Raw genomic sequence first — 14,029 nt, 5'->3', positions numbered from 1 at the left:
TTTGCGTGCGGACCGGCCTGAAACGCCCACAAAAAAGCCTGCGGTTTGACCGCAGGCCTTGGGTTCGAATTTACAGGATTTAAAACGGAATTTCGTCGTCCAGATCGAAGTTCTGCTTGGGGCCGGAGCCCTGCGCCTTCGGGCCCGAGGAGGCCGGGGCCCCGTAACCGCCATCATCAAAACCGCCGCCATAGCCGCCGCCCTGATCATAGCCACCCGACGACGACGACCCGCCGCCGCTGTCGCCACGGCCGCCCAGCAGCGTCAGATTGCCGTTGAAGCGTTGCAGCACGATTTCGGTGGTGTACTTTTCGACACCCTGCTGATCGGTCCACTTGCGGGTTTGCAGCGAGCCTTCGAGATAGACGGTCGAGCCCTTGCGCAGGTACTGCTCGGCGATCTTGGCCAGGTTGTCATTGAAGATCACGACGCGGTGCCACTCGGTCTTTTCCTTGCGCTCGCCCGTCATCTTGTCGCGCCACTGTTCCGAGGTGGCCACCGTCAGATTGGCGACGCGCTCCCCCGAATTGAGCGTGCGGATTTCCGGGTCCTTACCCAGATTGCCGATAATGATGACCTTGTTGACCGAGCCCGCCATGCGCTGCGCCTTCCGTTCTGCCCGCGATTCGGCGGACACATTAATTGCTGAGGCCTGAGCATAGGCGGCAAAACGCCGCTTGCCAAGTCGATGTTAACGTTTTGTTCACATCTTTTCGCGTTGCGCGGGAGCCCTTATTTCTTTTCAGGCAGATTGTCCGGCAGGGTCTGCGGCTCCGAGAAATTGCGGTCGCGCGGCACCTCAAAGGCGCTGGGGATGACCAGACGCCCGTCCGGGGCCTTGGTCAGGAAGGGCATGGCCGGGCCTTCAAAATGCTTGGAAATGCGAATGCCCCGCGGCGTGGACCACAGGAAGGTGCCGTTATAGACCCCGACGATCTCCTTGCGCGGCGACCCTATGCTGAGGAACTTGATGCGCAGGGCGTCGAGATGCGCCGCGCAATATTCCAGCGATGGCACGTCTTTTTTGATGACGTTGAACTTCGGAGGCTGATCCTTTGGAAAGCCGATGTGGAAGCAGACATTCTTCGCATCGGGCGCTTTGACGGCCGTCTTTTCGCACCCGGCCAGCGCCAGACAGGCGGCCCCGGCGACAAGCCACAGAACAGGTTTCATCGCCATGAGTGGCTCCTTACTTTACTGAGCAGCCCTGACCCTGTTCGAGCAGGGTACGGAAGGTCTTGTTATCATCCGAAATTTCAACGCGCTTGGGCACAAGGCGCAGGGTCTGGCTGCCCCAGCGGCCATAGGAGGCCGAACCCGGACGTTCGCAGCGACCGTCAAACAGCAGGGTCGCGCAGGCGTTCAGCGAAATACCGTCCGACAGACGCGTCCACTCGTTACCGGCAAAGCGCAGACAGGCTCCCGACGGCCCGGTGGTCGGGGCGGTTGCGGCCACGGGCTCACCCGAATCGACGACCACAGGCGCCACCTTATCGGTCGAAATGACGGGCGGCGGAGCCAGAGAGGCGGTCGGGGCGGCGGTCATTTCGCCGCTTTCATCGACGCCCACATCGAGCGCATTGGCGGCCACGCCGTTCTTTTTGGCGCAGTCGGCGATGGTCAGTTGCCCCACAAATTCCCCATTGACGAAGCAGCGCAGCGTCTTCTTGGCGTCGAGGGTCGGCGCATCGTCGATGTCGAGGACAAGGCCCGGACCTTCGGTATTCATGCGCGGCGATTCTTTTTGCGAACTGGAGATCGCCCATCCGATCAGCACCGCCAGCAACAGGGCCCCGCCTGCACCCGCCAGCCAGATCGTCTGCTTCCGATTCAGCGCCATAATCCATCCCCTCGGAGGTGAGTTCATCTCCCCCTAAAGGCCTGTTTATGCGCCGCCTGTCAAGCGGGAGAGCGCCGCAGAATAGTTGGAAGCCTGGGCATTCCAGTAGGCGGCCGAACCGGCTGAACTGGTCTTCTTCTTGCTGTCGTCCGATGAGGTCGTATCTTCGCCATAGCGCAGGTAACGATAGGCGGAACGGACGTTTTTCAGGGCATCGTCCAGCGTCTTGAGCGCCGCCGTGATGCTTTCTTCCGAGTTCAGATTGACGTCGGCATTGAACTTCAGGCCAAACAGCTTTTCGGTATCCGTCTTTGTCTTTTTCGAGGAAGACGAAGAGGAGGTGTCCTCCGCCGTGCGGACCAGACCTTCGGTCAGCCCCAGCCCTTCGAGCGCATCCTTGCCCGCCGGGCCTTTAACGATTTCCATCTGGCTGGTCTTGTTCTGCGGCTCGATAACCAGTTGCGACTCGGCCTTGCCGGTCACCTTAGCCACCGTCACCTTGAGCTTGTACCCCGCCGCGCGCTGGATCTTCTTGGCCAGCGTGTCCAGCGTGTCATTGGCCTCGATCATGATCTTTTTCTGCGAGCCCCCGGCATCGCGCAGATAGAAGGAGTCCCCGGCGCGCACCGAAGTCCCTGAGGTCAGGAGCGTCGAATTCTTATACTCGATCGTACCGCTGGGCAGGCCCAGCCTGTCCAGCACCGAGGCCCCATTGGTCGTGACGGCCATGGCCTGCGGATCGACCTCACCGTCCTTGCCCGAATAGCGCTGGCTCCATTCGACCGCGCCGCTGGCCACGTCCATGCGCGCCAGATAGGCGTCGGCTTCGCCGATCTTGGTCGTGCCGTCGATCTCGCCTTCGGTCTGCCCGGCGAAATAGACCTTGCCGTCGGTGAACTGCACCTTGACGTTCTTTTCTTCCCCTGCCCCGCCATAATAGACGACCTTATCGCCAGCGGTGGAGGCGAGATCCGTCGAGACGGTGGCGGCAAAGGCGTCGGAATGCCCGTGGAAAGCGGTGCTGCCCGATCCGCCGCCCAGAATACTGTCATTGCCGGTCGAACCACCGACATAGACCTTGCCGTTATAGACGTCGATGGCGCCGATCTGCCCGCCCCCCAGACCGCCCAGATTGCGGGTGCCCGTCAGGGTTGGCTTGGCTGGGTCGCTGATATCATAAGCGCGCAGGACGATATTGCCGTCTTCCACACCGGCAGCGTAGAGCGTATTGCCATCGACCTTGACTGCGCTGACCTGATCGGTGCCGGAGGTACCATATTGCACCGTGGCGGTCGCCTTTCCGGTCGAATCAAAACTGCGGATATAGGCGTCCCAGCCACCCGCCGAACCGACTCCGCCCTGCATGACGCTGCGCGTCTTGCCGGCCACCTGAACCGAGCCATCCGACCCAAAGGTCACCGCCAGAGCGGCATCTTCATCGGTGGACCCAAAGCGCTTGGTCCACATTTCCTGACCGGCCGAATCAAACACGGTGACAAAACTGTCGGCAACCGTCTTGTTGGTGCCGGACGTCCCGCTGTCTTCCTTGGTCGAGGTCGTGGTGAAGGTCTTGCCATCCACCGTGTAGCTTGAGGTCGTGGTGGTAACGGTCGAAAGCGTACCGGTCACCGACCCGGCAATGGCGACCTTGCCATCATCGCCGACGCTCAGCGCGTAGCCGGTGGCACTGTCGGCCGCGCCCAGGGTGCGGGCATAGACGACATTGCCGGCCGAATCGTACTTGATCAAAGCCACGTCCTGCGTGCCCTTGATCGTCTGACCCTCTGTTGTGCCATCGACATCGGCCAGCACATAAACCGAGCCATCCGGCCCGGAAACCGTCTGATGCACGGTCTTGATCGCGCCTTCAAGGTCGTTCTGAACGCTGCGGCCCGCCGTCCAGAAGGTATCGCCGGGTGCCGACACCGTATCGCCACCCGTGCTGAACTTCACCATGCCGGTGGTCTGCTTGGGCGTGACGGTCTCGAACTTTTTGGTTTCCTTGTTGTATTTCGTGGTCTTGTCGGTATCGCCCGTCTTCTGCACGACAAAAACCGAGTCCCCGGTGGGCGCGGCACTAAAGGTAAGGGCCTCCGTAGAGTCTCCCTGTATCTTCAAGGAAAACGTGTCGGGATTGGTGCCAACCTTGACGGTCTTGCCATTCACCTCAACCGTCTTGTCACCGCCCGCCGTCCGCTGCACGGCGAACTTGGTCGAAAGCCCCGCCGCTTTCAGCTTGTCGTTGATATAGGTGACGACGCTCGACATCGAGCGGGTTTCACTACCCATTTCCGCAAGGTCGATATGAACATTGATCGGGTCCGTTGTCCCCGTCCGCTTGACCGAAATGTCAAAGGCCACATCGCCCTTGAAGGCCTCGACCTCACTGGTCGCCGTGCCCGAATGGATGTCCTTGGCGAAATAGGCCGTATCGGTGCGGGCGATGCCCACCGTCGATTTCAGCTTGTCGGTAATGGCCCCCTGCACAAGGTCCAGATGCTCGTAATCCGCATCCTTGACGTAGGTGCTGACCTCTCCGATGCCGGAATCAAACCGACGGCGCAGCGTATTGAGTTCCGTCTTGTTGCTGATCGAGTCGGGATTGCTCCCCGTCAGAATCGACTGCGCCTTGGCCGCCACGGCTCGCAGGGAGTTTAGTCCGGTATAGAGGGTGTAGAGCTTTTTGTAGTCGGTAGATGCGCCAGCCAGATCGAGATTAACCGCCGATTCGCGAATAAAGCTCTTACCCGCCAGTATGTTCTTGACCAGAGTGTCGTCGGGCGTGCCGCCCTTTTCCCACGGCGCGGTTGGCGCGCGGGTGGTGCCCGTAGGGCTGGCCGCCGTCGTCTGCGCAGCCGTATTGGCCGTACCGGAAGTGGCACGGGTCTTCGAGTTGAAATAACTCGTCAACAGGCTGGTATCGAACGACACGGTCATAGCGGCCATTGTCACAGATCAAAGCTTAAGAAGCGTTAACCTGCAGCAAAAAGGGCGAGATCATTATGATTTCTCATAGAAACATAATGATCTCGCTTTTGTTTAGCCCCTCGCCGGGCGGTGGCTTCGCCACCTTGGCCGCCGCCTCAATGGCGGCTTGAAGAAAAAACCCGCCGGATGCCGGCGGGTTTGCTCAGACTGCGTAAAGTAAGCGCCTACTGGAAGAGTCGGAGGATGGCCTGCGGCGACTGGTTGGCAATCGACAGGGCCTGCGTGCCCAGCTGTTGCTGCACCTGAAGGGCCTGCAAGCGGGCGCTTTCCTTGGCCAGATCGGCATCAACCAGATTACCGATACCGACTTCGATAGCGCCGGAGAGTTTGGCGACGAAGTTTTGACGCCCCTCGATCTGCTTGGCTTCCGAACCCAGTGCGGCAAGGCTGGCATTAACGTTATTGATCGAGGCATCCAGACGGGCCAGAGCCGATGTCGCCCGGGTCAGGGTCAGCACATTGGCCGCCGCCGACAGGGTAATGATCGTGCCCCCCAGACTGAAATTGCGCGCCGAGAGGGTTACAACCGAGCTGCCATCGGCATTATCTATAAATTTAATGCCATTCGTGATCGTGCCGTTAAGCAGGTTGGTGCCATCGAAAGACGAATTGGCTACGGCATGGCTGATCTGACGGAGAAGTTCGCGGAAATCGCCATTCAGAGCGTTTCGCGAGGCCGTTGAAAGCGATGGGTCCATGGCCGAAACGACCTTGTCGCGCATCTGCACCAGAAGGTCGGAGACCGATTCCCCGGCCGCCAGCGTCACGTCAGCGACCGATGTGGCGCGGTTGAGCGAGTTTTTCACCGCACTGAGCGAGCTAAGATCAGCGCGTTGCCCCTGCGCGATCGAATACAGCGCTGCATTGTCCTTGGCGCTGGACACCTCAAGGCCTGTGGAGATCTTGGTTTGCGTCGATTCCAGTTTGCGGGTCGTTGCATTCAGATTCTGCAACGCCGTCATGGCAGTCTTGTTGGTATTGACGCTTACCGTCGGCATGAGGATTCTCCATATACGCTACGACTCAAAAGTCTTAACGAACATGGTAACCAAAAGGTTAATTCATGCAAACGCCTTTATCCGCGACCTTGGCAGGTACGCGGTAAATATCACAGCTCACAAACCGGAAAAAGACGTCAGATATCGGTCCTGACGATGCTTCCCGCCTTGTAACTTCTCGATTTTTGCATTTCCAACAGCTCCTTTTGCGGGAACTGGCGGACCACCTCGCCGGTATAGCGATCAATCGCGCGATAGATGAACTCACCGCTGTCCGGGTCCTTATCTATCGTCAGTTTGAGCATATAGGCCGGTTGGGACTGCGCCCGGTCATGATTCGACAAACCGTTTTCCGTCTGGCTGCCCGAGGTCGCCGGAGCGACTTCCTGAACGGGCTTGACCGGCTCCACGGGCTTAACCTGAGTGGGGTCGGTGACGGCGGGCGGGGTTACTGCATTCGTAATCATCTCCTGTATTACGCACGGCGACTTACGCCGTTGCGCCCTCTGTTTATGACCGTGATGCCGAGCCAGACATCAGATCAGAGAAAAAGGGGGCGGACGCCGAAACGCCGCCCCCGTCATTCCTTAACGGAACAGGCTCAGAACCGTCGAAGTCGATTGGTTCGCGATCGACAGGGCCTGAACGCCAAGCTGTTGCTTGGTTTGCAGGGCCTGCAGCTTTGCGCTTTCCTTCGCCAGGTCGGCATCCACAAGGTTGCCGATCCCGTTTTCGATCGAGTCAGACAGCTTGCTGATGAAGTTGGCGTGGTTAGCCAGCGACTTCGAAGACGTACCGAGCTTCGCCAGCTTGGCCGAAACGTCGTCGATCTTGGTCGCGAGGGTCGCAACCGCCGCCGAAGCCGTAGCCTTGGTGCCGATCGTCGTCGCGTTGATACCCAGACCCGTCAGAGACAGGTTTTGAGCCGCAACGGTCAGCGTACCACCGGAGTCGTTGGCCAGAGCCGAGAGGGCCGAGCCACCTTGCTTGATGATGTTGATGCCGTTGAACGTCGCGTTGTTGACGGTCTTGCCGATCTGGTCGCGGATCGCCTTGAAGTCTTCGTTCAGAGCGGTGCGGCTGGCCGTGCTCAAGCTGGAGTCAGACGCTGCGAGGGCCTTTTCCTTCAGCTGCGAGAGCATGTCGGAAACGGATTCGCCGGCCGAGATGGCCACATCGACGACAGATGCGTTACGGGAGAGCGATTCCTGAACCGCATTGAGCGAGGTAACCTGAGCGCGCTGCCCTTGGGCGATCGCGAAGATGGCACCGTTGTCCTTAGCGCTGGCGACCTTTTGGCCCGTGTTGATACGGGTTTGGGTCGTTTGCAGGTCGGCGTTGGTCTTGTTCAGGTTTTGCAGAGCAATCATAGCTCCGCCGTTGGTATTCACGCTATTGAGCGCCATAGGTCTAGTCCTTCTTCTAGATGAACCGGAGACATTTTGTCGTCCGGCGGCATTTTGCCTAACCATTCGGCTGCAAGCGGCGGGCCAAACCTCCGCTTACGGAAAACCGAGGTATGTAATTGAAATATAAGCGTTATACATGCCTTAACCACACCCTCGGCCCGGCAATTTTTGCCGCTTACCGGCAATTTTTGCCCGGTCCGGCAGTTTTTGCCGCGCGCGTTTTGGGCAAAAAGAAAGCCGGAGCCGGGCCCGCCTGGACCCGCAACTCCGGCCTTTAAAGACCTTACTGGAACAGCCGGGTAACGACACCCGGAGCCTGATTGGCGATAGACAAGGCCTGCACACCCAGCTGCTGCTTGGTTTGCAGGGCCTGAAGCTTCGCACTTTCCTTGGCCAGATCGGCGTCCACAAGGTTGCCGATCCCCGATTCCATCGAGTCGACCAACTTCGAAACAAACTGTGCGTGCGCATCCAGCGACTTCGATGACGTCCCCAGACGGCCAAGCGCCGCAGACACATTGGCGATCGAGACATCCACGGCATCGGCAATGGTCTTTGCCTGCGCCGCCGAAGTAAAGGCCGAACCCGCCGAAAGCGTGATCGTGCTGCCCGTCAGGCTGAGGTCCTGCGCCGCCACGGTCAGCTTTGACGAGCCGTCCGCATTGGCCAGGGGAGCAATCGCTGAAGCGCCATTCTTGATCAGATTGACCCCGTTGAACGTCGCATTGTTCACCGTTTTCGAAATCTGATCGCGCAGCGCCTTGAAATCTTCGTTCAACGCCTGACGACTGACCGTGGTCAGGGACGTATCCGAAGCCGCGAGTGCCTTCTCCTTCATCTGGGTCAACATATCCGCAACGCTTTCGCCGGCGGAGATCGCTACATCGACAGCCGATTTAGCCCGATCAAGCGAGTCCGTCACCGCACCAAGGGAAGATACATCCGAGCGCTGGCGGGTGGCGATGGCGTAAACCGCCCCGTTATCCTTGGCGCTCGCAACCCTCAACCCTGTATTGATGCGGGTTTGCGTGGTTTGCAGTTCGTTGTTGGTTTTGTTCAGGTTTTGCAGGGCGATCATCGCACCCGCATTGGTATTGATCGACATATTCGGCATCGATAACGTCCTTTCCATTCTGGTCGGGGATTTGACCGGCAATTTTGCCGCAAAGCCATTTTGGCCTGCCCGTTACCTAGCAATGGAAATGCCAGCCTGTAAGGTCGCGTTAAATATTTTTATCGTTGTTTTTAATGGATATTTTTAAATTGAAAAAGGTGGGAATCAGTGACTCCCACCCTTGCCCACCGGCCCTGCCCGGCAAAATCTGCATCAGGGTGAATTTTTAACCGAGTGACGCCCGCACCGTGCCAACAAAAGCCGGATCGGCAGCCGGCGCCGTGTCCTGACGGGGCATCAGGCCCTGCATGATCAGGCGATTGACCTCGATCAGCGGCGCGATCTCTTCCTGACCGCGCATGACGGCGGAGGTATGACGGTTGACCCAGATCGACAGGGACACGATCTGCGCGCGCAGGGTTTCGGGCAGACCATTGCCCGGCAGGGCGCAATCCGTCCCCAGAACCGACCACAGGCGGCGGTTCCAGTCGAGCGCATCCATGCGACGGGAAACCTCGCTCCGGTCGAGCTCGGCCGCCTCCATCAGCGCGCGGGTAACCTGACCGAACAGACGATACTCCGTCTGGCGCGGATCTTCACTCCGCTGAGCCGTCTTCTGATAGGCCTGTAGAGACATGTCCAAGTCTTTCGTCTTCGTACTCGATAAGCTTACGGCAGCCCATCAGGGCCTTGTAATATTCGCGCCCCATGATGGCTTTGGAAATCACCACACATTCCGCCAGAATGGCCGGATTGGCGATGACGCTCATGAATTCGGTCATGCGCGTCAGGAACTCGTCGTAATATTTTTCCGCCCCCGCCTCATCGAGGTACATCATCATCACCGGGAAGTAGATGTGACGCGACGGAGAGGTGACCTCGCTGGCCTGCATGATGTCTTTTTCACGCAGCACCGAGGCCTTGTTCTGGAGCACAAGCGAACACCGGCGGTCACCGTTCTGCACGACGGCACCGTTGAGAACAAATTTTTCACCCGGCTTGAGCGACAGTTTGAGCGGCATGTGAGTCCTTTTGGCCAGCAGCTTAGGCTTCGCACGGTTAATATCCGGTTTCGCACGGCCGCAAATATAACGGGCGTAACGCTATCCTGATCTTAATCGAATCATCGCATAAGATTGCACGTTCATGACCATCTGTCCTCACCTTCGGTCAAATGCCCCATACAGAAAGCGGCACAGAGCGTGGGGCACAGACGGGTGCGGAGAGTCCAATGCCCAAAAAAACGTGGCCAATCAAACATCAGGCTGTTGAAACCGCGGCCGCAGAGGCCCTTGAGATACGCCCGGCAAAGGTTCTCGCCACGCCCGATACGGTCAGCTCTATCGCGATGAACGCCGCCGCCACGCCTCCGGGTAAGGACGTTCTGGCCGATCTGGCCTCAACGATTCTGGGGGATTCCGGGTCTTCGGCCGCCCTCGAAGCCCTGATGGAGGCCACGCGCTACATCAGCGAGGTGCGTCTGCTCACGCTTTTGAAGGACTCGCTGCTGCTTGTCCAGAAATCCGACTATGAGGGGGCGACGCAAAAGGCGCTGGAAGCGCTGCGCGTCAATGAAAAGTGCGGCACGGCCTGGCATATTCTGGCCGTATGCCGCGAAAAGGCCGGCGACATCAAAAGCGCCTTCACCTGTTTCGAAGCCGCCCTGCAACTCGAAGAAGACAATACCGGCATCGCCAATGATCTGGGCCGGCTGGCCTATCAACTGGACATGCACACGCAGGCCGAAAAACTGTTCCGTTATGTGCTCGACAAAAACCCGGACGATTTTGAGGTCGCCAATAACCTCGCCTCGTGCCTGCGTGAAGTGAGCCGCTTTGAAGAGGCGATTGCGCTCCTGACGCCATTTCTGGAAAAGGACCCGTCCAACGGCACGCTGTGGAACACGCTGGGCACGGTGGTCAATGCCAAGGGTGACCTGCCGACCGCCCTCCTCTTCTTCGACGAAGCCGTCAAATTCGTCCCGGATGACCCCAAGCCCTGGCACAATCGCGGCCTGATCCTCGGCGCTCTGGGCGAGATTGACGCGGCGATCCAGAGCCTTGAAGCCGGCATCAAGCGCATGGTCTCGCCCGCCCAGATCGAGGCGGCTGAGCTGGCCATGGCCTTCTGCTACTTCTGCAAGAGCGATCTGATGCCCGGCTATCGTTACTATGCGGCGCGCAAAGGCCTGCATAGCCTTGAAGGCATGAAGTATATTACCGACGTCCCGGCGCTGGATCTGTCGCAGTCCCTGACGGGCAAGTCGGTGTTCGTCACCACCGAGCAGGGGCTGGGCGATGAAATCCTGTTTGGCACGGTGCTGCCCGACCTTCTGGCTGAGCTGGGGCCGGACGGGCACCTGACTCTGGCCGTCGAAAGACGCCTTGTCCCCCTCTATGCGCGCAGCTTCCCGCAGGCGACGGTGATCGCCCACGGCACGGGCAAGATCAATGGCATTACGGTGCGTCACTTCCCCGGAATGGACACCAGCCGCGCCTATGATGGCTTTGTCATGCTGGGTGACCTGCTGCCGCGCTACCGCCCCAACGCGCAGGCCTTTCCGCGGCAAAACAGCTTCCTCACCCCCGATCCTGCGCGCGTCGCCCACTGGAAGGCCGAGCTGGACAAGCTGGGGCCTGAGCCCAAGATCGGCCTTTTGTGGAAAAGCCTTGTCCAGCATTCACGCCGCGACCGCTACTACTCCCCCTTCGAAAGCTGGGCCCCTATCCTGCGCACGCCTGGCGCCGTGTTCGTCAATCTTCAGTACGGCGATGTCAGCGAAGAACTGCGTCAAGCCGAACGCGAAGGCCTGAGCATCTGGAACCCGCCGGGCATCGACCTGAAACAGGATCTGGATGATCTGGCCGCCCTGTGCGCCGCCATGGACCTGATCATGGGGCCTTCAAACGCCACCAGCAATATCGCGGCCAGCGTCGGCACCCCCATCTGGATTCTCTCCCCGTCCAATAGCTGGCCCATGATGGGCACCGACTATTACCCGTGGTACGGTAGCGCCAGAATGTTCCTGACCCCCACTCCCGGCGAGTGGAAGCCTGCGCTTGAGGAGATGCGTCAGGCCCTGATCCGTGAGGTCGCTGCCCCGGTGCAGGCCCTGTCCAGCGACGATTTACGCCGTCAGTTTCAGGGCGTTGAGCGCGCCCTTCTGATGCGCGACTGGGCCGAGGCCGAAACGCAGGCGCGCGCCCTTTTACGCCACGTGCCCGACCATATCGGTGCCTGGCAGGCGCTGGCCACCGCGCTTGACCGGCAGGACCGCATTCCGCAGGCCCTTGACGCCTATCAAACAGCTCTGAAGCATCAGCCGGACTCGCTCGATATCGCCGCCGATCTGGCGCAACTGGCCTTCCGCATCGGCCTTTATGACATGGCCGAACGCTTCTACGGCCTGATCGTTCAGCGTGATCCCGGTCACCTGATGGCCGTCAACTATTACGCTGCGGCGCTGCGCGAGCAGTCGAAGTTCGATCAGGCCATCACGCTTCTTCAGGCCTATCTGAGCGACTATCCGAAGCAAAGCGCCCTGTGGGATACGCTGGGCACCATCCTGCTGGCGCAGGGCGATGCCGACACGGCGCTGATCTTCTTCAACGAAGCCATCTCGCTGGACAACAGCCTGCCGGCGCGCTTCAACCGCGCCTGCCTGTGGATGGAAAAAGGTCTGCTGGCCGAGGCCCTGCCGGAGCTGGAACTGTGTCTGGACCGCTTCTCCGAGCCCGGTAATCTGCGCTCGGTCGAACTGAGCATGGCCTATGCCCATCTGGGCCTCGGCAATCTCAAGGCCGGATGGCAGGCCTATGCGGCGCGCCATATGACCGGCACGCCGAAGCAGGTACATTTCGACCTGCCCGCCGGCCCGCTCAAGCCCGAAGAGATCGCTGGCAAGCGTCTGTTATTGCTGGCCGAACAGGGGCTGGGCGACGAGGTCATGTTCGGGACTTTGGTGCCGGATATTATCGAAAAGCTGGGCAACGGGGTTTTGACCTTAGCCGTTGAAAAGCGCCTCGTGCCGCTGTTTGCGCGGGCCTTCCCCAAGGCCCGCGTTCTGCCGCATCACACCGAAAGCCGTGACGGCGTCATTACCCGCAGCGTGCCGGGCCTGTCGGGCGACAGCGTGGACGGCTGGGCGCTGATCGGGGATTTCCTGCCGCTGTTGCGCGGCGATCTGGAGGCCTTTGCCGATAAAGCGCCGGTGTTCGTGCCTGACCCGGCGCGCGTCGCCTTCTGGAAAGGCAAACTGGCCCGACAGGGCAGCGGCCCGAAGGTTGGCCTGCTATGGAAAAGCCTGATCAGCCATTCCCGCCGCGACCGCTTCTACCCGCCTTTTGAGTCCCTCGCACCGCTGCTGGGGCGCAAGGACCTCGTCCTCGTCAACCTGCAATATGGCGAGACGGTCAGCGAACAGATCGCGGCCAAGGCGCAAGGCGCACGCTTTTTCACCCCGCCCATCGACCTGCTGAACGATCTGGGTGAACTGAGTGCCCTGTGCGCGGCGCTGGACGTGGTCATCGGTCCGGCCAATGCCAGCACGCAGATCGCCGCGGCGACCGGCGTGCCGACCTGGTTCGTCATGACGCCCGGCTCGTGGACCCAGTTGGGGAGCGACCATTGCCCGTGGTACGCCAATGCCCGCGTCTTTGTCACCGAAGAGGAGCAATGGGCGTTGCTCATGCAACGGGTGTCGGAGGAGATCCAATAAAAAAGGTGGCGGAAATTCCGCCGCCTTTTCATTATCTTCGGCGCTAAAATTAATGCGCCATATACAGGTTCAGATTGGTGTTGTGCAACAGCGCGCGCGTCGTGCCGCCAAAGGCGAATTCGCGCAGACGCGACCGCCCGAACGCCCCGGCGACCATATATTGCGCCTGATGCCGCTGATTGGCCTCGACCAGCGTGCTGATCAGATCATTGCTTTTGGGCAGGATATCGACCTCGACATTGAGGCCGTGCAGCATGTAGTAGCGCGCCAGCTTGCCCAGATCGGCCGGATTTTCCCCGACCGGAGCCCCGGCCACCACCACCTTGGACGCTTTTTTCAACAGGGGCACGGCACGACGCGCGGCGCGTGACGACGGCTCCTTGCCATCCCATGCCACGAGAGCTGTGCCCCCCACCGCAAAGGGCTGACGGGCGATAAACACCCCGGCGCGTTCTTCCATCAGTACCTGCTGAAAGGCTTCGGACAACAGGCCACGCCCGCGCGCGCTTTCGTCACCAAAGACCACAATGTCCGACAAGCGCGTTTCGGTCGCCAGACACTGCCACACCGGCGATTTCAGCGGCAGGAACAGTTTGTGTTCATAGGCCGTGTCGTTATAGGCGTCGCGCGCCACGGCCTCGGCCTCTTCGGCAGCCGATTTCAGCCCGTCCATCGCCGCCATCTGCACCGTGCCCATAAAGCCTTCGCCCAGCCACGGGGCCAGTTCCGCCGGATCGGGCGGCGCAAACAGGAAGCTCAGTTGCCCGCCGAACGCGCGGGCAATATCGGCGGCAATAGCAATCGCCGTCTCTTCCGAGGTGGCACCCGATACCGGCACCGATACGCGCGCCCAGGCGCCACCGGCAGTGAGGGGGGAGTCAGTCATCAGAGGGGCCTCCTTTTTTGTGCATGGTCAGCATTTAACCACGACGCAACGCGCCTTATGGCTGTAAGTATAGGCCT

At 60.1% G+C, this 14,029-nt stretch carries 12 protein-coding genes; 1 reads left to right on the top strand and 11 read right to left on the bottom strand.

What is annotated here, in order from left to right:
• Positions 1–79: 79 nt before the first annotated feature.
• The 10 genes from ssb to flbT all read right to left on the bottom strand — a co-directional run bounded on the left by ssb (position 80) and on the right by flbT (position 9,371).
• Entirely contained in the window at positions 80–598 is a 519-nt protein-coding gene (gene ssb / locus ACK8OE_RS17615; RefSeq protein ID WP_126424015.1) for a single-stranded DNA-binding protein, read from the bottom strand.
• A 134-nt stretch (positions 599–732) separates the two neighbouring features.
• A complete protein-coding gene (locus ACK8OE_RS17610; RefSeq protein WP_410273653.1) occupies positions 733–1,179 on the bottom strand; it encodes a hypothetical protein in 447 nt (148 codons plus the stop codon).
• Between the two features lie 10 nt (positions 1,180–1,189).
• Positions 1,190–1,840 carry a hypothetical protein gene (locus tag ACK8OE_RS17605; RefSeq protein ID WP_410273652.1) on the bottom strand — a complete coding sequence of 217 codons (651 nt, stop codon included), beginning with the start codon at positions 1,838–1,840 and terminating at the stop codon, positions 1,190–1,192.
• A 45-nt stretch (positions 1,841–1,885) separates the two neighbouring features.
• On the bottom strand, positions 1,886–4,786 hold the full coding sequence (locus ACK8OE_RS17600; protein ID WP_410273651.1) for a transcriptional regulator: 2,901 nt from the start codon (positions 4,784–4,786) through the stop codon (positions 1,886–1,888).
• Positions 4,787–4,992: 206 nt separating this feature from the next.
• The gene (locus ACK8OE_RS17595) at positions 4,993–5,826 is read right to left on the bottom strand and encodes a flagellin (RefSeq protein WP_410273650.1); all 834 of its coding nucleotides are present in this window, start codon (positions 5,824–5,826) and stop codon (positions 4,993–4,995) included.
• A gap of 137 nt (positions 5,827–5,963) precedes the next feature.
• Positions 5,964–6,293, bottom strand: a complete 330-nt coding sequence (locus tag ACK8OE_RS17590; protein WP_290793254.1) for a flagellar protein FlaG — start codon at positions 6,291–6,293, stop codon at positions 5,964–5,966.
• 120 nt (positions 6,294–6,413) lie between these two features.
• Positions 6,414–7,232, bottom strand: coding sequence for a flagellin (locus tag ACK8OE_RS17585; protein WP_410273649.1), 819 nt, complete (start codon positions 7,230–7,232; stop codon positions 6,414–6,416).
• 286 nt (positions 7,233–7,518) lie between these two features.
• Positions 7,519–8,349: a flagellin gene (locus ACK8OE_RS17580; protein WP_290793258.1), complete on the bottom strand. Its 831-nt coding sequence runs from the start codon at positions 8,347–8,349 to the stop codon at positions 7,519–7,521.
• Between the two features lie 226 nt (positions 8,350–8,575).
• On the bottom strand, positions 8,576–8,986 hold the full coding sequence (flaF, locus tag ACK8OE_RS17575) for a flagellar biosynthesis regulator FlaF (RefSeq protein WP_290793261.1): 411 nt from the start codon (positions 8,984–8,986) through the stop codon (positions 8,576–8,578).
• The gene (gene flbT, locus ACK8OE_RS17570; RefSeq protein ID WP_013480567.1) at positions 8,946–9,371 is read right to left on the bottom strand and encodes a flagellar biosynthesis repressor FlbT; all 426 of its coding nucleotides are present in this window, start codon (positions 9,369–9,371) and stop codon (positions 8,946–8,948) included. Before flbT ends, flaF begins: the two co-directional genes overlap by 41 nt.
• A 209-nt stretch (positions 9,372–9,580) precedes the next feature.
• Between flbT and ACK8OE_RS17565 the strand changes: the two genes are divergently transcribed.
• Positions 9,581–13,066 carry a tetratricopeptide repeat protein gene (locus tag ACK8OE_RS17565; protein WP_410273648.1) on the top strand — a complete coding sequence of 1,162 codons (3,486 nt, stop codon included), beginning with the start codon at positions 9,581–9,583 and terminating at the stop codon, positions 13,064–13,066.
• Between the two features lie 49 nt (positions 13,067–13,115).
• Here ACK8OE_RS17565 and ACK8OE_RS17560 read toward each other — a convergent pair whose 3' ends face one another.
• Positions 13,116–13,952 (bottom strand): universal stress protein, encoded by an 837-nt coding sequence (locus ACK8OE_RS17560; RefSeq protein WP_126424024.1) that lies wholly within the window; start codon positions 13,950–13,952, stop codon positions 13,116–13,118.
• Positions 13,953–14,029 lie beyond the last annotated feature (77 nt).

Source organism: Asticcacaulis sp. W401b, from assembly GCF_046503825.1.
GTDB lineage: Bacteria > Pseudomonadota > Alphaproteobacteria > Caulobacterales > Caulobacteraceae > Asticcacaulis.
This window is presented reverse-complemented; position numbering and strand designations above follow the sequence as displayed.

Bases quoted from the DNA above. Each gene is read 5' to 3' on its own strand.
- ssb (WP_126424015.1), bottom strand. From the start codon at position 598: ATGGCGGGCTCGGTCAACAAGGTCATCATTATCGGCAATCTGGGTAAG.
- ACK8OE_RS17610 (WP_410273653.1), bottom strand. From the start codon at position 1,179: ATGGCGATGAAACCTGTTCTGTGGCTTGTCGCCGGGGCCGCCTGTCTG.
- ACK8OE_RS17605 (WP_410273652.1), bottom strand. From the start codon at position 1,840: ATGGCGCTGAATCGGAAGCAGACGATCTGGCTGGCGGGTGCAGGCGGG.
- ACK8OE_RS17600 (WP_410273651.1), bottom strand. From the start codon at position 4,786: ATGGCCGCTATGACCGTGTCGTTCGATACCAGCCTGTTGACGAGTTAT.
- ACK8OE_RS17595 (WP_410273650.1), bottom strand. From the start codon at position 5,826: ATGCCGACGGTAAGCGTCAATACCAACAAGACTGCCATGACGGCGTTG.
- ACK8OE_RS17590 (WP_290793254.1), bottom strand. From the start codon at position 6,293: ATGATTACGAATGCAGTAACCCCGCCCGCCGTCACCGACCCCACTCAG.
- ACK8OE_RS17585 (WP_410273649.1), bottom strand. From the start codon at position 7,232: ATGGCGCTCAATAGCGTGAATACCAACGGCGGAGCTATGATTGCTCTG.
- ACK8OE_RS17580 (WP_290793258.1), bottom strand. From the start codon at position 8,349: ATGCCGAATATGTCGATCAATACCAATGCGGGTGCGATGATCGCCCTG.
- flaF (WP_290793261.1), bottom strand. From the start codon at position 8,986: ATGTCTCTACAGGCCTATCAGAAGACGGCTCAGCGGAGTGAAGATCCG.
- flbT (WP_013480567.1), bottom strand. From the start codon at position 9,371: ATGCCGCTCAAACTGTCGCTCAAGCCGGGTGAAAAATTTGTTCTCAAC.
- ACK8OE_RS17565 (WP_410273648.1), top strand. From the start codon at position 9,581: ATGCCCAAAAAAACGTGGCCAATCAAACATCAGGCTGTTGAAACCGCG.
- ACK8OE_RS17560 (WP_126424024.1), bottom strand. From the start codon at position 13,952: ATGACTGACTCCCCCCTCACTGCCGGTGGCGCCTGGGCGCGCGTATCG.